The sequence below is a fragment of the Streptomyces phaeoluteigriseus genome, assembly GCF_001896135.2.
GTDB lineage: Bacteria > Actinomycetota > Actinomycetes > Streptomycetales > Streptomycetaceae > Streptomyces > Streptomyces phaeoluteigriseus.
Genome location: NZ_MPOH02000004.1, coordinates 1 through 17,652 on the forward strand (window position 1 = coordinate 1; position 17,652 = coordinate 17,652).

A 17,652-nucleotide genomic window follows, 5' to 3' on the forward strand; every position below is an offset into this window, starting at 1 on the left:
CCTCTCCGCCGGCCCCCTCCACCACCGCCGCAGACCCCCGCCCGCTGCTCGGCCGCACCGAGCAGGCCCTCGCGCGCTACCGGGCCGCCGTCGAGGAACTCGCCACGGGCGGCCTCGACGGCGAGACCTTCCGCCGCCGCACCCAGGGCCTGCGGATCGGCGTGGTCGTCGACGGCGAGTCCATGTGGCTGTACGACCCCGCCCAGGCCCGCTGGGCGTACGGCGACGGCACCCGGCTGAGCACCTACGCGGCCGACGCCCCGCCCGCCGCGGACCTCGGCCACGCCCCGACCCGGGTCGTGACGCCCGAGGGTGAGCCCTGATGGGCCGCGAGTCGAGTCTGTTCTCCGGCCGGCCCTCCGACCTGATCGGCCGGCAGGTGGCGGGCTACCGCATCGAACGGGAGATCGGACGCGGCGGCATGGCCGTCGTCTACCGCGCCCGCGACCTGCGCCTGGAACGGACCGTCGCGCTCAAACTGCTCGCCCCCGAACTGGCCCGCAACGACACCTTCCGCAAGCGTTTCACCCACGAGTCCCGGGTCGCCGCCGCGATCGACCACCCGCACATCGTCCCGGTCTTCGAGGCCGGCGAGACCGACGGGCTGCTCTACATCGCCATGCGGTACGTCGCCGGCAGCGACCTGCGCCACCTCCTCGACGGCCGCGGACCACTGCCCCCGGCCACCGCCGCCCGCATCGCCGCGCAGGTCGCCTCCGCCCTCGACGCCGCCCACGATCACGGCCTGGTCCACCGCGACGTCAAACCCGGGAACATCCTCGTGGACCGCGGCACCGACAGCGACCACCCCGAGCACGTCTACCTGACGGACTTCGGCCTGACGAAGAAGTCGCTGTCCCTCACCGGCCTCACCACCGTCGGCCAGTTCGTCGGCACCCTCGACTACGTCGCCCCGGAGCAGATCTCCGGCCGCCCGGTCGACGGCCGCTGCGACGTGTACGGCCTGGCCTGCGTCGTCTACGAGACCCTCGCGGGCCACCCGCCGTTCCGCCGGGACGACGACATGGCCCTGCTGTGGGCCCACCAGTACGACGAGCCGCCCCCGCTCACCGCAGCCCGCCCCGACCTGCCGTCCGTCGTCGACGGGGTCTTCGCCCAGGCCCTCGCCAAGACCCCGGACGCCCGTCACGCCACCTGCCTCACGTTCGTCGCCGCCCTGCGGACGGCCCTCCTGGGCGGCCCACCCGAGCGGCACCCGCCCACGGAGGTGGACCGGAGGGTCGCGGCGGCGGGGGAGGGACGGCCGAAGCCTCCACCCTCCTGGGCGGCGCCGGTGTTCGACCCGTTCGCCGGCGGCCGAGCCTGACGCGGACTACCCGGTCGGACTACCCGCTGCCGTCGCCCACCCTGCCCCGACCGGCCTTTCCCCGTGCCAGGAGCCCGCCCAGGAAACCGGCGACCAGCCCCCACAGGGCGGCCAGGCCCAGCGCCGACCACACCCGGGGGCGCAGGAAGAGGTCACCGGTGAGGCCCGTGCCGCCCAGGTCGCCGATGCCGAACAGCGTCAGGCCGTAGTGCGCGGAGACGCGGCCGACGAGGCAGATCGTCAGCACCGTCAGCACCAGCGCCACCGCCGTGTGCACGGCGTTACGCCAGGCCGGCGTGCGGGCCGGGGAGCGGGCGGCCATCACGAACGCCGCCGCCGTCAGCAGCACCGCGTCCACGGCGACGAGCCACCACACCCGGCCGTCCTGCTCGGTGAGCGTGCGCAGGTTCAGCGTGGCGGTCTCCGAGCCGCGCAGGACCTCGTCCAGCACACGCGGCATCGGCAGCCCGAACGGCCCCTGCACCCGGCCCTCCCAGGTGGCGCCCAGCCCGATGGTGAACGCGAGCCACACCAGGTTGGGCAGGCCGAGGAACACCACCGCGAGGGTCTCCGGGGCATGGCCGCGGGTCGCCGCGGTCACGAGCGCGATGACGACACCCAGCGCGACGCACACGAGCAGCAGCACGACCATCGCGTACGCCGCCGGCCGTACCGACTCCTGGAAGCGCAGCAGCCTCGGCGGCAGCGGGGCCCCGCGGGAGACCAGCAGCGCCAGCACGAGCACACCGGCCAGCCACAGCAGCCCGAACAGCAGTGTGAGGGGTACGTCGGCGGTGAACCCGGCCCTCGGGGTCACGCCGAACACCTCACCGAGGTCGTCCAGCGTGGCGTCGCCCAGGGACACCGCGAACGTCCGGCGGGCGGCGAAGGCCAGGGCCAGCAGGGCGAGCACCCACACCACGGCGATGCGGGCCGCCCAGCCGGCCAGCTCGGCCGCCGAGGCGACCGCCCGGTGCCGCAGCGGCCGCAGGAACCCGGCGGCCGTCACCAGGGCGCCGACGAGCGCCACGGACAGCGGCACCACCGTGAGGCCCGCCCGGGTGTCGGCGATTCCCCCGGCGTTCCCGGAGAGTTCGACCGAACCCCCGACGGCCGTGACGACGGTCGCCGCGACCACCCTCGGGTAGGCCCCGTCGGGCAGATCCGCGGCGCCGGCCCCCCACAGCCCCAGCGCGGCCGTGATCACCATGGCGATCATCCCGGCCAGTGCCGCGGGGACCGCCTGCAACCAGCCGTGACGGGCCACCGCCTGGCCGGGGGAGGGGTTCGGGAGGTCGGGGCTCACCCTCGCCACGCTAAGCAGCGCCAGGTCCACACGCCTGCCGGGAGGGCCGTCCGCGCCCATTATCGGGCGAAGTGGAGAAAAAGCGCACAGTATGGGTGTTGGGGAACAAGCGGCGCACACCGCTGTCCGAGGTGCGTCGCGGGGAACCACGTCGGGAGTGCCCGTGACTGTCGAACCGCCCTCCTCGGGCCGCCCCACCGGACCGCCCTCCGGGCCGCTGTCGGGCCCCTCGCAGCCACCCTCGGGACCGCCCACCCCGCCTCCGGGCGGACCCCCGGGCGGCTCGACCTCGACCGGCGGCGCACCCGAGCCCCGCCGGCCGTGGTGGCGGTCCGCGTCCCGCGTCGCGCTGCTCACCACCGCCCTCGTCGTCGCCGTGGCCGTCGCGCTCGTCCTGACGATGCGCTCCGACGGAGGCGGCTCCGGCGGCGACAGCGAGGTCTTCCTCCAGGCCGCGGGCAAAACGGGCCCGGACCCCTTCACCGAGTCCACCGCCACCGGGGCCTCGACCCCGCCCGCCTCCAAGGCCCCGGCGGCGACCTCCGCACCGGCCAACGCCGTACGGGGTGTCGACGGCGGCGCCCCCGGACTGTACGGCGGCACCCAGGACGTCTCCGCCTGCGACGTGGAGAAGCAGATCAAGGCACTCCGGGCGGACCCCGGGAAGAACCGGGGCGTTCGCGTCCGTCCCCGGCATCGACCCCGCCGAGGTCCCCGCCCACCTGCGCTCCCTCACCCCCGTGCAGCTGCGCATGGACACCCGCGTCACCAACCACGGCTACCGCGACGGCGCCGCCGCCCCCTACCAGGCCGTCCTGCAGTCCGGCACCGCCGTCCTCGTCGACGGCCGCGGCGTGCCCCGCGTGCGCTGCGCCTGCGGCAACCCGCTCACCCCGCCCGTCGCGCAGCAGACCACCCCGAAGCGCACCGGCGACTCCTGGCCGTCGTACCACCCCGCGAACGTCGTCGTGGTCACCCCGTCCACGACCGTCGTCGACGTCTTCGTCCTCTACGACCCCGGCGACGACCGCTGGTTCGCCCGGCAGCGCGGCGACACCGGCCGCGAGGACCGGCCCGCCAAGCCCCCGGTGGCCCCGCCGAAGCCGTCCGCGAGCGACTCCTCGCCCACTTCGCCCACCTCGACCTCGCCGCCCACCTCGCCCTCGACCTCCCGCAGCCCCGATCCGCCGTGCGCGGACGGGGACGGGCCGCCCGCCTCGTGCCCGCCGGACTCGACGAGCCCCTCGCCACCCCCGGACTCCGAGGAACCGCCCCCGTCGCCGGGGCCGTCGAGCGAACCGGAGCCGGAGAACGGCACTCCCTCCGAGACGGCCGACACCACCTCCCGGTCCGGGGTGCCCTCGCCCGGCGCGCGGTCCCCGAGCAGTGCACCCGTATTGTGAGGGAGCCCATTCCCGCCGAGCCGGAGGACTGCACGGCCCGGGACGGGGTACGAGGACGGGTGCAGCAGCGTCCGGCCAGTCCGGCCTCCGAGAGAGAACAGCATGATCAAGCACCTGGGCGGGGCAGTGATATCGACCGGTTTCGACGTACCCGTGGAGCCGCTCCGTCGAGCCGCGCACTTCACCGGCGACTCCGGCTCCATCGCCGAGGCCCGCGACTTCGCCGCACACTTCGTCGACCAGCTCAGGACGGAGTGGTGCGCCCGTATGGACGAACGCTTCTGCGACGACGTGATGCTGGTCGTCAGCGAGCTGACCACCAACGCCGACCGGCACAGCAACGGCCCGTACATCCTGGAACTCGAGGGCAGCGACAAGTCGGTGACGGTCGCCGTCTACGACAGCAGCGACGCCCTGCCCATGCGGTTCCCCAAGGACCCCCGGCGCATCGGGCGGCACGGACTGGAGATCGTGCACGCCCTCGCGGCGGAGGTCACCGCCGAACGCATCCCGGTCGGCAAGCGCGTCCGCGCCGTCCTCGGAGTCGACACCGGCTGAGCCCCGGGGGGCTACGCCTCAGGCGCAGCCCAGCTCCCCCAGCATCCCCTCGCGCAACCGCGCGATGATCCGCTTGATCAGGCGGGAGACGTGCATCTGGGAGCAGCCGAGCCGCTCACCGATCTCCGCCTGGGTGGCCTCCTCCACGAACCGCATGTGCAGGATCTGCCGGTCGCGCTCACTCAGCTCGGCCATCAGCGGGGCCAGCGAGTGGAAGTCCTCGACGAGCCGCAGCCCGTCCTCCTCCACGCCGATGAAGTCGGCCAGCACCGCCTCGCCGCCCTCCGGGCCGTCACCGGTGAGGGCGCGTCCAGGGAGGAGGAGTTGTAGCCGTTGGACGCGATCTGCGCCTCGACCACCTCACGCTCCGTGAGGTTCATCAGCGTGGCCAGCTCCGCGACGGTCGGCTCCCGGTCCAGGCGGCCGGCGAGTTCGTCGCGCGCCTTGGCCAGTTCCACCCGCAGCTCCTGGAGCCGCCGCGGCACGTGCACGGCCCAGGTCGTGTCCCGGAAGAAGCGCTTGATCTCGCCCACGATGTAGGGCAGCGCGAAGGAGGTGAACTCGACCTCGCGCGAGATCTCGAACCGGTCGATGGCCTTGATCAGGCCGATCATCCCGGTCTGGACGATGTCCTCCATGTCGTCGCCGCGGCCCCGGAACCGACCGGCGGCGAACCGCACCAGCGACATGTTCATCTCGATGAGGGTGTTGCGCGCGTACTGGTACTCGTGCGTGCCCTCCTCCAGCTCCGTAAGGCGCTTGAAGAACTGACGCGACAGCTCACGTGCGTCGCGGGGGGCCACGCGGCTGGGGTCCCCGACTCCCGGCAGCGCTACGCCGCCCGTGCCGGCTCCGGCGGTGTCCTCGACGACCTGTGCCTGCGACCCGATCACGGCGGTGTGCATTTCCTCTCCCACGGACACGGTTCGACGTCTGCTGTACCCGCTCGGTGAGCGGTCCCGGTGCCCGCGAGCCCGCTCATGGGGCGGATACCCCGAGTCGGCGAACACATGCCACCAATTTTCCACCGGTTCCGATCCGGCTCACGCGGCCGCCGGAAGACGGTCGGCCGCACCGGATGCTCACCTTCCGTGCCCGGCCGTGCACGGTGTCTCCCCTCCGGCCGACCCGAGCGCTACCTTCACGGCACGCACACGGGGGAGCTGCGCATGAGCACGTCGGGGGAGCCACGCGCGGGCGCGCCGGGGCCGCGGACCGCGGGGTCGGACGCCGGCGCCGGGACGACGTGCTGGACCGGCTCGGCCACACGCTGAAGGTCGTCGGACGATGGACGCCCGCCACCCTGTGCGCCGTCATGGATCGGCCTCGGACTGCTGTGGGCGCCCACCCTCGCCCGCGCCGCGCTGCTCGCGGGGGCCTCCGGCTTCTGGTGGATGTCCGCCGCCACCCTCACCGGAGTGCTGATCCGCCTCCCGGCCGACGTCACCCGCGCCTTCGACACCCCAGGACCGTGCTGGCGTCCGCCTCGCACCACTGTCTGTTCGAGGCGGCCTTCGTCGACGTCGCCCCCACGCGGTCGGCGCCCGCATGGTGATCGCGCAGCAGTCCTCCTACTCCGCGCCCCGCCCGTGAACCTCCGTACCCGCCCGTGCACCTCCGCGCCCGGCCTGTGCACCTCCGTACCCGGCCTGTGCACCTCCGTACCCGGCCTGTGCACCCCCGCGCCCGGCCCGTGAACCTCCCTACCCGGCCCGTGAACCGGCCGCGATTTCCCTGAGGGCGGAACGCCGGGGCCCTCCCTGCGGCGGCCGGTCCTCCTAGGCTGGGAAGGTGAGCAACCAAGCGCCGAACCACGCCCGCGTGATCCCGCTGCGCCCCTCGGCGGGGCCGCCCGGGAACCGCCCGCCCCGCGACCGGCCGCCCACCCCCAGGGAACCGCTCTGGCGCGACCTGGTCGGCGACGTCCTGCGCCGCGAACGCCAGGCCCAGGAGCGCACGTTGAAGGACGTCGCCGACACCGCCCGCATCTCCATGCCGTATCTGTCGGAGGTGGAGCGCGGCCGCAAGGAGGCCTCCTCGGAGGTCCTGGCGGCCGCGCCCGCGCGCTCGGCCTGAGCCTCGGCGACCTGCTGGCGCGCGCCCAGGGCGAGCTGATCCGCCTCACCAGCCGGACCTCGCACACCCCGCACACCTCGCACACGAGTCGTACGGCGACCACGTCCTCGCACAACGGACTCTGCCTGGCCGCCTGACGCAGGTGCGGGCCGGCGCTCACACCCGCACGGGACGCCGGCCCAGTACCTCGTCGGCCAGGCCGTAGGCCACCGCCTCCTGCGCGGTGAACACCTTGTCGCGGTCCATGTCCGCGCGCAGCGTCGCCACGTCGTGGTGGGTGTGCCGGCTCAGCACCTCCTCGACCTGGGCTCGGATGCGGACCATCTCCTTGGCCTGGAGCGCCAGGTCCGACACCGTGCCCTGCCGCCCGCCACTGGCCGGCTGCCCGAGCAGCACCCGCGCGTGCTCCAGCGCGAACCGCCGCCCCGGGTCCCCGCCCGCCAGCAGTACGGCCGCGGTGGACGCCGCCTGACCGACGCAGAACGTCGCGATGGGCGCCTGCACGAACGTCATCGTGTCGTAGATCGCCATCAGTGAAGTGAACGAGCCGCCGGGGGAGTTGATGTAGATCGCGATCTCGTTCTCCGGCGCCGACGACTCCAGATGGAGGAGTTGCGCGATGACGACGTTGGCGACGCCGTCGTCGATCTCGGTGCCGAGGAAGATGATCCGCTCGGCCAGCAGTCGGCTGTAGACGTCGTAGGACCGCTCGCCCTGCGGGGTCCGCTCGACCACGTTCGGAATCATGTACGTCCCCATCTCAGAGCCCCATCCGTCGCTTAGAGGCGGCCGGGCGGACGTCGGCCAGGGACTCCACGACCCGGTCGACGATGCCGTACTCCCTGGCCTCCTCGGCCGTGAACCAGCGGTCGCGGTCGCCGTCCCGGGAGATGGTCTCCGGGCTCTGACCGGTGTGCTCGGCGGTGATCCGCTCGATGGTCCGCTTGGTGAACTCCAGGTTCTCCGCCTGGATCTCGATGTCCGCGGTCGTGCCGCCGATCCCGGCCGACGGCTGGTGCATCATGACCCGCGCGTTCGGCAGCGCGTACCGCTTGCCCGCCGTGCCGACGCTCAGCAGGAACTGTCCCATGCTGGCCGCGAACCCCATCGCCAGCGTCGACACGTCGTTGGGGACGAGCCGCATCGTGTCGTAGATGGCGAGCCCCGCGTGGACCGAGCCGCCGGGGCTGTTGATGCAGAGGCTGATGTCGGTGCGCGGGTCCTCCGCCGACAGGATCAGCAACTGCGCGCAGACCCGGTTCGCGGACACCTCGTCGACCTGGGTGCCGAGCAGCACGATGCGCTGGTTGAGCAGTTGGGCCGCGAGCTGGTCGTCGAAGCGGCCGGGAGAGGTGTCGCCCTCCTCGGCGCGAGGCAGCAGGGCCGGTGCGGGACCGGTGGGGAACGGGGACATGGGCGCTCCTTGTCGAGGGGTGGCGCGGCAGCGTCCCTGCCGCGCCACCCACCCTCGGTGCGTGACCGCCCGCGCGGCGGGTTTCCCTGCCCTGGGCAGATTCGCCGACAGCAGAGGGAAGCCGGTCGAACGAGTACGCCTACGAGCGATGAGTTCCGGGGCGCGGGCCGGTCGACACTGATGACCACGCTCCACGCACTCCCGCGCTCCCGGAGGAACTCATGACCACCGACGGATTCACCACATGTCTCTGGTTCGACGGCCAGGCCGAGGAGGCCGCCCACCACTACGTGTCGATCTTCAAGAACTCCAGCGTCGGCAACGTCGCCCGCTACACCGAGGCGGGCCCGGGCCCCGTCGGCTCCGTGGTCACGGTGGACTTCACGGCCAACGGCCAGAAGTTCGTCGGGCTGAACGGCGGCCCGCAGTTCACGTTCAACGAGGCGATCTCCTTCCAGATCGACTGCGCCGACCAGGAAGAGGTCGACTACTACTGGACCAAGCTCGTCGAGGGCGGCGGCGAGCACGGCCCCTGCGGCTGGCTCAAGGACAGGTTCGGGGTGTCCTGGCAGGTCGTGCCCACCGAGCTGACCGAGATGGTCACCGGCCCGGACCAGGAGAAGGCCGCCCGCGCCATGAAGGCCATGCTCTCCATGGGCAAGCTGGACATCGCCGCCCTGCGCAAGGCGTACGACGGGGAGTAGGTGAGCCGCAACCGCGTCAGCCTCCGGCCTCCGCCAAAATCTCTCTGATCACATGCCGGGAGTTCTCCGCCAGGGGCGGGTTGGTCTCCCAGTAGTACGGAAGCTGGATCAGCGAGATCGACAGCGCCCAGCCACGGCCGCGTGCCCACTCGGCGTCGTCCGCGCCCACCGCCTCCCGGAAGGTGGCGCGGGCCGACGCCGGCAGCAGGTTCCACGCCACGATCAGGTCGACGGCCGGGTCCCCGACCCCCACACAGCCGAAGTCGATCACCGCGGCGAGCCGGCCGTCCCTGACCAGCACGTTCCCGGGCGACAGATCGGCGTGGGCCCACGCGGCGGCGCCGTACGGCCGGGCGCGCGCAGCGCCTCCTCCCAGAGGGCGGTGACCGCGGCGGTGTCGATCCGGCCCTCCAACCGGCCCAGGGCCGAGCGGGTGGGCGCGTCCCGTTCCGCCAGCGGCACACCCCGGTGCCCGGGCGGCCCGCCCCGCGCGTCGACCCGGCGCAGCCCGGCGACGAACGTCCCCAGGTCGGAGGCCAGCGACTCCGGACGCTCCAGGGCTCCGGCGACGGGATTACGGCCGTCCAGCCACCGGTAGACGGACCACGGCCAGGGGAACCCCTCGCCGGGGCCGCCCTGCGCCAGCGGCACCGGCGAGGCGACGGACAGCCGCGGCCCCAGCCGCTCCAGCCAGTGCGACTCGTACGCCACGCTCTCCACCGCCCCCGGATGGCGGGGCAGCCGCACGACCTTGTCGGTGCCCAGCCGGAACATCGCGTTCTCCGTCCCGGAGGACACCAGCCGCTCCACGGGCAGCGAGGCCCACCGAGGGAACCGCGCGGCCACGAGCCGCCGTACCAGCTCGGAGTCGACGTCGACCTCGTCCGGGCGCATCTTCACAGCACACATGCCGCTCATTCCAGGTGATCGACGCGACGGCTGTCCAACGAGATTGCGTCCGACCACGCCCCACCTGCCGGTGCCCTCACGCGTTCCTTCCGCGACTCGCGTGTGACGGCCGGCCGCCCGGCGGGTACCCGGACGTCCGTCCGAGATCCGGCGGCGGTTGCCCGGCAGCCCCGCACCCCGTGACCGCGGGGGACCGAACCGAAGGAGCGCACGGACATGACCGACGTATCGAGCCAGGGGCCCGGTCCCGGAGACGACCGGAAGGTGCTCACCAACCGGCAGGGGCACCCGGTCTACGACAACCAGAACCAGCGCACCGTCGGCGCCCGGGGCCCCGCCACGCTGGAGAACTACCAGTTCCTCGAGAAGATCAGCCACTTCGACCGGGAGCGCATCCCCGAGCGCGTCGTGCACGCCCGCGGCGTCACGGCGTACGGCTACTTCGAGGCGTACGGGGCCTGGGGCGACGAGCCGATCAGCCGGTACACCCGCGCCAAGCTCTTCCAGGAGCGTGGCAAGCGCACCGACCTGGCGGTCCGCTTCTCCACGGTGATCGGCGGACGCGACTCCTCCGAGGCCGCCAGGGACCCCCGCGGCTTCGCGGTGAAGTTCTACACCGAGGACGGCAACTGGGACCTCGTCGGCAACAACCTGGGCGTCTTCTTCATCCGGGACGCGATCAAGTTCCCCGACGTCATCCACGCCCTCAAGCCCGACCCGGTCACCTTCGAGCAGCAGCCGCGCCGCATCTTCGACTTCATGTCGCAGACCCCCGAGGCCATGCACATGCTGGTCAACCTGTTCAGCCCGCGCGGCATCCCCGCCGACTACCGCCACATGCAGGGCTTCGGCGTCAACACCTACAAGTGGGTCGACGCCGAGGGCGGGACCAAGCTGGTCAAGTACCACTGGATGCCCAAGGCCGGCGTGCGCAGCATGACCGAGGAGGACGCCGCGAACGTGCAGGCCGACTCCCTCGGGCACGCCACCAAGGACCTGTACGAGAGCGTCGCGCGCGGCGACCACCCGGAGTGGGAGCTGGTCGTGCAGATGATGGACGACGGTGAGCACCCGGAGCTGGACTTCGACCCGCTCGACGACACCAAGACCTGGCCGGAGCAGGAGTTCCCGCCCAAGCCGGTCGGCAGGATGGTGCTGGACCGCATGCCGGAGAACTTCTTCGCCGAGAACGAGCAGATCTCCTTCGGCACCGGAGTCCTCGTCGACGGCCTGGACTTCTCCGACGACAAGATGCTCATCGGTCGCACCTTCTCCTACAGCGACACCCAGCGCCACCGCGTCGGCCCCAACTACCTCCAGCTGCCGGTCAACCACGCGAAGAACGCCGAGGTGCGCACCAACCAGCGCGACGGGCAGATGACGTACCACGTCGACGGCGGCGGCGAGAACCCGAGCGTCAACTACGAACCCTCGATCACGGGAGGCCTGCGGGAGAGCGAGTACCCCACGCACGACGAGCAGGGCCCGGAGATCCACGGCCGGCTCACCCGCAAGCGCATCCCTCGCACCAACGACTACCAGCAGGCCGGCCAGCGCTATCTGCTGATGGAGCAGTGGGAGCGCGACGACCTGGTCAAGAACCTCACGTCGGCGCTCGCCCAGTGCGACCGGCCGGTGCAGGAGCGCATGGTGTGGCACTTCCTCCTGGTCGAGAACGACCTCGGCCTCCGGATCGGTGAAGGCCTCGGTATCACCCCGGAGGATGTCGCCGGCCTCGAACCCCTGGCCAGCCAGGATTTGACCGACGAGGACCGTGACCGGCTCGCCCACCTGGGCAAGAACCCGCCCCGCGACGTCGAGGGCCTCACCATGACCCACTGCGTCCCGAACGAACGGCACGTCGTGACCCGCTGAGACCGCGGCCCGCGGTCGCCCGGCAGACCGCCGGGGAGTGCGCTGAAGACCCCGACTAAAACGCCATGAACCGGCCTGTGCGCTACGCCTTGACGTGTACTTGCCGCAGTGGCTTCATGGGAGCGCTCCCACCCATCGCTCCACCACTTCGGTCCCACCCATCGCTCCCCACCCGTCCTCCCGATGCCTGAGTTTCTGGCGCTCACTCCTGGAGTCGCAGTGAGAAGAGCACGCAGCACGACACGGAAGAGGTTCCCGTCCGCCCCCGCAGGCCTGCCCGCCCCGGCGCGTCTGCCCGTCCTGGCCGCTCTGTTCGCGCTCGCCGTCGTCCTGGGCCTCCTCGCCCCGGCCGGCGTACAGGCCGCCGAATCGCCCCGCGCCCTCGCCACCGGCCTGCACATCAGCAACGGACGCCTGCTGGAGGGCAACGGCAACGACTTCGTCATGCGCGGCGTCAACCACGCCCACACCTGGTATCCCGGCGAGACGCAGTCCCTCGCCGACGTCAAGGCGCTGGGCGCCAACACCGTCCGCGTCGTCCTCTCCGACGGTCACCGCTGGACGAGGAACACCCCCGAGGACGTGGCCGCCGTCATCGCGCAGTGCAAGGCCAACCGCCTGATCTGCGTCCTGGAGGTGCACGACACCACCGGTTACGGCGAGGAGGCCGCCGCCGGCACCCTCGACCACGCCGCCGACTACTGGATCGGCCTGAAGAACGTCCTGGCCGGCCAGGAGGACTACGTCATCGTCAACATCGGCAACGAGCCCTGGGGGAACACCAACCCGCAGGGCTGGACCGACCCGACGGTCGCCGCCGTGACGAAGCTCCGCAACGCCGGTTTCCAGCACACGATCATGGTCGACGCGCCCAACTGGGGACAGGACTGGCAGGGCGTCATGCGCGCCAACGCCCGGACCGTCTACGACGCCGACCCCACCGGCAACCTGGTCTTCTCCATCCACATGTACAGCGTCTTCGACACCGCGGCGGAGATCACCGACTATCTCAGCGCCTTCGTCAGCGCCGGACTGCCCCTTCTCATCGGTGAGTTCGGCGGACCCGCCGACCAGTGGGGCGACCCCGACGAGGACACCATGATGGCCGCCGCCGAACAGTTCGACCTCGGCTACCTGGCCTGGTCCTGGAGCGGAAACACCGACCCGATCCTCGACCTCGCCATCGACTTCGACCCGACCCGCCTCAGCTCCTGGGGCCAACGCATCTTCCACGGCGTCAACGGCATCGCCCAGACCGCCGAGGAAGCCACCGTGTTCGGCGGCGGCAATCCGGGCGACACCCAGGCACCGACCGCCCCCGGCGCTCCCGTGGCTTCCGCCGTCTCGGCCACCTCCGCGACCCTCACCTGGGGTGCGGCCTCGGACAACGTTGGCGTAAGCGGTTACGACGTCGTACGGATCAGCGGCACCACGGAGACCACGGTCGCCGCGTCCACGACGAACACCGCGACCCTGACCGGCCTCACCCCGGACACCGCGTACGCGTTCGCGGTCTACGCCCGTGACGCGGCCGGCAACCGCTCGGCGCGCTCGGCCACGGTGAACGTCACCACGGACGAGGACGGCGGGACCCCGGGCGCGGCATGCTCGGTCGGCTACCGCGTCGTGGGGCAGTGGCCCGGTGGATTCCAGGGCGAGATAGTCCTCCGCAACAGCGGCACCGCGCCGGTCAGCGGCTGGACCCTCGGCTTCGCCTTCGCCGACGGCCAGACGGTGTCGAACATGTGGGGCGGGACCCCCACCCAGACCGGGAACACGGTCAGCGTGGCCGCGGCGTCCTACACCTCGGCCGTCCCGGTCGGCGGCACGGTGACCATCGGCTTCATCGGCACCAAGGGCGCCACCAACACGGCACCGAGCGCGTTCACCCTCAACGGCACCGCCTGCACCACTGGTTGAGACCCTCCGCGGCGGCCGGCGAGGGCATCGGGCCTCGCGGCGGCGGGCGTCCGGGATCGAGGGCATCGGCCTCGCGGAGGCGACCGGGCTTGTCCCGCCCCGGCCCCTGACCTAGGCTCATGAGACGGGGGGGGGTAAGCGCTTTCTAGCCTGAGGGGTCAGCCATGGTGAGCGAGTCCGGGTCCGCGCTCGCGCACCCGCTGCCCGGCGCCGTCGGCCTGTCCCACCTGACCGCGTACGACTGGGAGGCGGCCGACGGCGTATGCGGCGGCAGCCCTCATCTGCACCTGGTGTGCACGGAGGCGTACGTCGTCACCGGCGGGCGGGGAGCGGTGCAGACCCTGAGCCCCGACGGCTACCGGAACATCCCCCTGGAGCCCGGCTCGGTGGCCTGGTTCACGCCGGGCACCGTGCACCGGATGGTGCAGGGCGGCGGACTGCGCGTCACGGTGCTGATGCAGAACAGCGGCCTGCCCGAGGCGGGGGACGCCGTCTTCACGTTCCCGCCCGAGGTGCTCGCCGATCCGGAGAGGTACGCGGCAGCCGCCGTACTCCCGCCCGGCACCGGTGCGGAGGTGGCTGCGTCGCACGCCGCCGCCGGGACCTCGCGGTCGAGGGCTACCTGGGTCTGCGGAAGGCGCTCGTCGCCGGGGATGCCGAGCCGTTCCTGGCCTTCCAGCGGGCCGCCGCCGCGCTGGTGCGCACGCGGGTGCCGGTGTGGCGTGAGCTGTGGCGGACGGGTGCGCTGGCCACGGCCGAACGCACCGGCGCCCAGTTGGACGCGCTGGCGGCGGGGGAGCCGTCGTACCTCGGCGACGCGACCGCTCACCGAGCCGCGCCGACCCGGCTCGAAGGCTTCGGGATGTGCGGCCGCAGGGACGAGTACACGCTGCCGGGCACCACGGTGGTGTGATCTGCGGCAGCAGACGACCTCGCAGCAGGGCGACCTTCGGCAGCGGAGCGACCTTCGGCAGCGGAGCGGCGAGGAACCGATCACGATGCCGGGCCGCCCGTACGAGGCGGCAGGGTTCCTCCCGTCAGGACCGGCCCCTGCCCCGGTGCCGTCGGCCCGCCGTGGGCCTGGGGAACACCGGGGCGGTGGAGCGGGCGGCGTCAGCGGGTGGCGGTCCAGCTGTGGGCGACGTCGATCACGAGGCGGCCGTCGAGCTGCTGCACCCGGAACGGCAACCGCGCACGCACGCCGAGCCCGATCTGCGTCTCGCCCTCGAAGCTGCCGGCGTACCGCGTGTCGCGGAACGTGCGGTAGCCCGTGATGTCGACGCCGGGCAGCGGCTGGGCGATCCGGGCGGGATACGTCGGCGTGCCGGTCTCGGGGTCGTAGGCGGGCGCGCTCACCCGCACCTCCAGGATCGCTCCGCCGGCGACCGGGATGTAGCGGCCCGAACCGTCCTGGTAGAGCCGGTCGACGTACCGGACCGAGTAGCCGAGTTCGGCGGCGGTCGCGCCCGGGACGTCGATGACGAGCCGGTCGTGGCAGGCGTGCTGTCCGGACCGGGCGTTGCGCACCGGCGCCATCGTGCCGGCGCTGTACGTCTTGGCGACGCTGCCCCAGCCGATGGGGCAGGCGGTGGCCGCGCGTGTGGCGGCGGCCGGGGCGGCCTGGGCCGGGATCGCGGCCACGCCGAGCGTGGCGGTCATGAGAGCGGCGGTGGCCCAAATGGTTCTGGTTCGCACCATGGTGTCCCCCTTGAGGTGCGTGTGACTGATATTAGCTAGGACAGCCCGACCGGCCGAATGGTTGCACTGTCGGCGGGACCAGTCACGAGGGCGTCTCCTCGGCGAGGATGTCGGCTGCCCAGACGGTCGCGTGCGGACCGAACCTGTTCTCGGCGGTGTACGACGCCATGCGGGCGTTCCTCGCCCGGGCCGCGGGCCCGTCGGGGAGGTGGTAGTCCTCCCCGGCCCGTGCGGAACCGGCCTGCACGCGCGTGGTGCTCCCGATGCGCCGGGCCACGTACCGGTCGAGCGCCGCGGGCACCTCCGCCGGCGAGGCGTCCTCGAGACTGTCACCGAGCACGACCGCGTCCAGGAGGGCCTGCGCGGCGCCCTGGGCCTGGAACGGCACCATCGCGTGGGCGCTGTCGCCCAGCAGCGTCACCCGCCCGACGTTCCATCGCACGAGCGGGGCCCGTGTGTAGAGGCCGTAGCGGAACATCTGCCCCGCGTGTCCGAGCAGTGTGAGCACCCGCGGGTCCCACCCGGCGAACTCGCGCATCTGTTCGCCCGGTTCCGCCGACGCCGTCCACGACTCCTGCCCGGCCTCGGCCCGGAACACCGCCACGATGTTGAGCAGTTCGCCCCGGCGCACCCAGTAGTGGACGAAGTGCCGGTCCGGCCCGAGCCAGAGCGCGTAGTCGGGCAGGTCCAGAGGGGCCGCCCGCGCGGCCGGAAGCAGCGCCCGGTAGGCGGCGGTGCCCGAGAAGAGGGGCTGGTCCGCGCCGAAGAGCCACTGACGGGCCGTGGAGCGCACCCCGTCCGCGGCCACGACCAGGTCCGCCTCCAGCCGCTCGCCGCCCGCCGTCAGGACGTGGGCGGACTTGTCGTCCTGGCCGATGCCGACGACCTCGGTGTGTAGCCGTACTGCCTCGGGCGGCACCGCCGTGGCGAGGACGTGATGCAGATCGGCCCGGTGCAGTTGCAGGTACGGCGCCCCGAACTCCTCCTCGGCCGCGCGCGAGCGCGTAGCGGCAGATCTCGGCGCCGTCGGACCAGCCGCGGAAACTCAGGGCGGCGGGACGGCTCGCCCGCGCGGCGACGGCGTCCAGCAGGCCCAGCCGGCGCAGCGCACGCGTGGCGTTGGGCGCGAGCTGGATCCCGGCTCCGACCTCGGTGAACCGGGGCGTCCGCTCGACGAGGGTGACCTCGCAGCCCGCACGGCGCAGGCTCAGCGCCGCGGCCAGCCCGCCGATACCCGCCCCCACGACGACCGCTCTCATGGCGCGCTCCCCACCTCGACGGACCCACGCGCTGCCGACCCTGCGCACCGTAGCCCGCACGCTCCCGCGCGCAGAAGACACCGGGCGGTGCGGCGTCTCCGTGCCGGTTGCGGGGGGAGTCCGTCGGGGTCGGGAGTACGGCTCGGACGTGGGTGGCCTGGGTGGCGGTGACGTGGTGGTCGCGGGTGAGGCGGTGGTCGGCGACGCCGGGGCCGATCAGGGCGGCGGCCTTCCGGTCGTGGCGGGCGACGTGGCCGGTACCTGTCGACGGAGGGCGGTGCGGTTCACGCCGGCCTCGGCCGAGCGCCCGGCCACGGAGCACCGCCGCCCGGTCGCGGCTCCCGGGTCGGCAGGGGATGCGTCCGGCCTACAGGCTGAGCGCGTCCTCCACGTTGTTCACCCACGGGGTCACGGAGTTGGTGTCGGGCGCGACGTACAGGCCGGGTGTCGTGGCGCCGAGGGGCGTCTGTTCGAGATCGGACTCGGTGTTCATGGTCATGGCGATCGAACCGACCGTCCTGCCCCTGCCGTCGTCGGCGCCGCCCATGAGGCCGGCGTAGGCCGACTCACCCGGCTCCAGCCTGAGCGCGTCCTCGATGCCGGGGGCCGTGCCCCGCTCCGTGGCCTGGCCGTCCAGGTCGCCGAAGGTCACGACCGGGTGGCCGAGCGCCCGGCAGGCCTTCGTGCTCCTGTTGGTGACCTTCAGCAGATAGCTGCTGGTGGTCGGTTCGGCGAGGCTCGCGGTGAACGTGACGTCGTGGGTGCTGCACGGGAAGACGTCGTGGTCGGCCGAGGAGCCGCCACCGGACGACGAGCTTCCGGCGGAGGGAGTCGACGGTGTCGACGGTGTCTTGGAAGGTGTCGTCGACGGGCTCGCGGCCGGTGTCGTGCCGGTCCCGCCCGCGGCGTCGTCCTCGGCGGGCCCGCAGCCGGTCAGTGCCAGCGCGGAAAGGGCGGTGAGGACGAGTGCGGATCTGCGTACGGTGCTCATGGCGTGGTTCCCCCGACGTGAAGCGTGCTGGTGCGGACTGCTGCTCCAGAGTCCCGCGCGTTCTTCACAGCTTGGTGACGGGATGTCGCCGGAACCAACACCGTTGACGGTGACGGGAGGCGCCGCCGCACCGACCGGACGGCCGCGGCGGGGGGCCGGCCCCGGCCGAGCGCGGCCTCGACGAGGCGCTGGAACCGTTCCGCGCCGGCACG

The 17,652-nt window shown here is 72.7% G+C and carries 11 protein-coding genes and 7 pseudogenes; 9 read left to right on the top strand and 9 right to left on the bottom strand.

Annotated features, from left to right (window positions below; translation table 11 throughout):
* Positions 1-323: pseudogene (locus tag BM536_RS02735) on the top strand (hypothetical protein); the annotation flags it as partial.
* Positions 323-1,327: a serine/threonine-protein kinase gene (locus BM536_RS02740; RefSeq protein WP_094102463.1), complete on the top strand. Its 1,005-nt coding sequence runs from the start codon at positions 323-325 to the stop codon at positions 1,325-1,327. The pseudogene BM536_RS02735 and the gene BM536_RS02740, both read left to right, overlap by 1 nt.
* A gap of 19 nt (positions 1,328-1,346) precedes the next feature.
* Here BM536_RS02740 and BM536_RS02745 read toward each other — a convergent pair whose 3' ends face one another.
* The gene (locus BM536_RS02745; protein ID WP_094102464.1) at positions 1,347-2,633 is read right to left on the bottom strand and encodes a streptophobe family protein; all 1,287 of its coding nucleotides are present in this window, start codon (positions 2,631-2,633) and stop codon (positions 1,347-1,349) included.
* Between the two features lie 163 nt (positions 2,634-2,796).
* On the opposite strand from BM536_RS02745, the pseudogene BM536_RS02750 reads away from it, so the two are divergent.
* Both BM536_RS02750 and BM536_RS02755 read left to right on the top strand, forming a co-directional pair.
* Positions 2,797-4,036, top strand: a pseudogene (locus BM536_RS02750) (DUF6777 domain-containing protein).
* Between the two features lie 102 nt (positions 4,037-4,138).
* A complete protein-coding gene (locus BM536_RS02755) occupies positions 4,139-4,594 on the top strand; it encodes an ATP-binding protein (RefSeq protein ID WP_073497071.1) in 456 nt (151 codons plus the stop codon).
* An 18-nt stretch (positions 4,595-4,612) separates the two neighbouring features.
* On the opposite strand, the pseudogene BM536_RS02760 reads toward BM536_RS02755, so the two are convergent.
* Positions 4,613-5,499, bottom strand: a pseudogene (locus BM536_RS02760) (RNA polymerase sigma factor SigF).
* Between the two features lie 886 nt (positions 5,500-6,385).
* On the opposite strand from BM536_RS02760, the pseudogene BM536_RS41630 reads away from it, so the two are divergent.
* Positions 6,386-6,807, top strand: a pseudogene (locus BM536_RS41630) (helix-turn-helix domain-containing protein).
* Positions 6,808-6,826: 19 nt separating this feature from the next.
* On the opposite strand, the gene BM536_RS02775 reads toward BM536_RS41630, so the two are convergent.
* The gene (locus BM536_RS02775; protein ID WP_094102466.1) at positions 6,827-7,429 is read right to left on the bottom strand and encodes a ClpP family protease; all 603 of its coding nucleotides are present in this window, start codon (positions 7,427-7,429) and stop codon (positions 6,827-6,829) included.
* A 1-nt stretch (position 7,430) separates the two neighbouring features.
* Positions 7,431-8,084: an ATP-dependent Clp protease proteolytic subunit gene (locus BM536_RS02780; protein WP_073497079.1), complete on the bottom strand. Its 654-nt coding sequence runs from the start codon at positions 8,082-8,084 to the stop codon at positions 7,431-7,433.
* A gap of 221 nt (positions 8,085-8,305) precedes the next feature.
* On the opposite strand from BM536_RS02780, the gene BM536_RS02785 reads away from it, so the two are divergent.
* Positions 8,306-8,788, top strand: coding sequence for a VOC family protein (locus BM536_RS02785; RefSeq protein WP_073497081.1), 483 nt, complete (start codon positions 8,306-8,308; stop codon positions 8,786-8,788).
* 16 nt (positions 8,789-8,804) lie between these two features.
* Here BM536_RS02785 and BM536_RS02790 read toward each other — a convergent pair.
* A pseudogene (locus BM536_RS02790) lies at positions 8,805-9,697 on the bottom strand (aminoglycoside phosphotransferase family protein).
* Positions 9,698-9,913: 216 nt separating this feature from the next.
* On the opposite strand from BM536_RS02790, the gene BM536_RS02795 reads away from it, so the two are divergent.
* The 3 genes and pseudogenes from BM536_RS02795 (at position 9,914) to BM536_RS02805 (ending at position 14,405) form a co-directional block, all read left to right on the top strand.
* Positions 9,914-11,572, top strand: coding sequence for a catalase (locus BM536_RS02795; protein WP_073497082.1), 1,659 nt, complete (start codon positions 9,914-9,916; stop codon positions 11,570-11,572).
* Positions 11,573-11,791: 219 nt separating this feature from the next.
* A complete protein-coding gene (locus tag BM536_RS02800; RefSeq protein ID WP_425444596.1) occupies positions 11,792-13,492 on the top strand; it encodes a cellulase family glycosylhydrolase in 1,701 nt (566 codons plus the stop codon).
* 164 nt (positions 13,493-13,656) lie between these two features.
* Positions 13,657-14,405 (top strand): annotated as a pseudogene (locus BM536_RS02805) (cupin domain-containing protein).
* A 200-nt stretch (positions 14,406-14,605) separates the two neighbouring features.
* On the opposite strand, the gene BM536_RS02810 reads toward BM536_RS02805, so the two are convergent.
* From BM536_RS02810 to BM536_RS02820, 4 genes and pseudogenes are all read right to left on the bottom strand, one after another.
* Positions 14,606-15,190, bottom strand: coding sequence for an AMIN-like domain-containing (lipo)protein (locus tag BM536_RS02810; protein WP_073497084.1), 585 nt, complete (start codon positions 15,188-15,190; stop codon positions 14,606-14,608).
* Between the two features lie 82 nt (positions 15,191-15,272).
* Positions 15,273-16,109: an FAD-dependent monooxygenase gene (locus tag BM536_RS02815; RefSeq protein WP_342748770.1), complete on the bottom strand. Its 837-nt coding sequence runs from the start codon at positions 16,107-16,109 to the stop codon at positions 15,273-15,275.
* Positions 16,110-16,296: 187 nt separating this feature from the next.
* Positions 16,297-16,530, bottom strand: a pseudogene (locus BM536_RS44230) (FAD-dependent oxidoreductase); the annotation flags it as partial.
* 286 nt (positions 16,531-16,816) lie between these two features.
* Positions 16,817-17,440 (bottom strand): DUF4232 domain-containing protein, encoded by a 624-nt coding sequence (locus BM536_RS02820; protein ID WP_094102468.1) that lies wholly within the window; start codon positions 17,438-17,440, stop codon positions 16,817-16,819.
* Between the last annotated feature and the right edge of the window lie 212 nt (positions 17,441-17,652).

Excerpts from the sequence above, each read along its gene's own strand:
- BM536_RS02740 (WP_094102463.1), top strand. The coding sequence starts at position 323 with ATGGGCCGCGAGTCGAGTCTGTTCTCCGGCCGGCCCTCCGACCTGATC.
- BM536_RS02755 (WP_073497071.1), top strand. The coding sequence starts at position 4,139 with ATGATCAAGCACCTGGGCGGGGCAGTGATATCGACCGGTTTCGACGTA.
- BM536_RS02775 (WP_094102466.1), bottom strand. The coding sequence starts at position 7,429 with ATGGGGACGTACATGATTCCGAACGTGGTCGAGCGGACCCCGCAGGGC.
- BM536_RS02780 (WP_073497079.1), bottom strand. The coding sequence starts at position 8,084 with ATGTCCCCGTTCCCCACCGGTCCCGCACCGGCCCTGCTGCCTCGCGCC.
- BM536_RS02785 (WP_073497081.1), top strand. The coding sequence starts at position 8,306 with ATGACCACCGACGGATTCACCACATGTCTCTGGTTCGACGGCCAGGCC.
- BM536_RS02795 (WP_073497082.1), top strand. The coding sequence starts at position 9,914 with ATGACCGACGTATCGAGCCAGGGGCCCGGTCCCGGAGACGACCGGAAG.
- BM536_RS02810 (WP_073497084.1), bottom strand. The coding sequence starts at position 15,190 with ATGGTGCGAACCAGAACCATTTGGGCCACCGCCGCTCTCATGACCGCC.
- BM536_RS02820 (WP_094102468.1), bottom strand. The coding sequence starts at position 17,440 with ATGAGCACCGTACGCAGATCCGCACTCGTCCTCACCGCCCTTTCCGCG.